The sequence below is a fragment of the Polaribacter sp. 11A2H genome (genome assembly GCF_011379025.1).
Lineage (GTDB): Bacteria > Bacteroidota > Bacteroidia > Flavobacteriales > Flavobacteriaceae > Polaribacter.
This window is the reverse complement of sequence record NZ_WTLD01000059.1, coordinates 1-632: the sequence shown is the minus strand read 5'-3', so window position 1 is coordinate 632 and position 632 is coordinate 1. Positions and strand designations below refer to the sequence as shown.

The 632-nt window shown below is 41.0% G+C and carries 1 protein-coding gene; it reads left to right on the top strand.

Annotated elements, in window-relative coordinates:
• Positions 1-206 precede the first annotated feature (206 nt).
• The coding region (locus GQS58_RS16920) for a replication initiation protein (protein ID WP_166388064.1) at positions 207-632 on the top strand (426 nt) is incomplete at its 3' end.

Below are 632 nucleotides of genomic sequence, written 5' to 3'. Positions count from 1 at the left end.
AGGTGTGCGTCTACCGAGTTAAAGGTGTGCGTCTACCGAGTTAAAGGTGTGCGTCTACCGAGTTAAGGTGTGCGTCTACCGAGTTAAAGGTGTGCGTCTACCGAGTCATGTGGATAAAAACCCACCTCTTTTACACGGGTGTATATTGACAAAGTCAGCAACACACCTATAAAGTAGGTGTGTGATTAAAAAAACAAAGTACACCTATGAAATTAACCAACGTATCGAGTAAAACAAAAGTTCGGCATAAAACTGATATAAACAAAACACTATCTAAGATGCCCTTATCATCTAGGCGCGTTTTATTTATGGCTATTGCTCAACTTGACTCTAAAAAGATAGTAAAACAAGGCCAAGTGTTTCGTATATACGCTAGTGAGTATGCAAAAATAGCTAAGCTGGAAATGAATACAGCCTACGAACAACTAAAATCCGCTACGTTGGATTTACAGAAACAGATAATAGGAATCCCAAAAGATCAACTTTTACCGCCTATAGCTCGTCAAGGAGATCGGCCTTGGAAGAAACCTAGCGGTAAAGGGGTTCGCATGCTTAACGTCACTGAATACTGTGACTATGAGGACGGTGACGGTTACGTAGATATTAGCTTTAGTCGTCAAATGGAGCCGTAT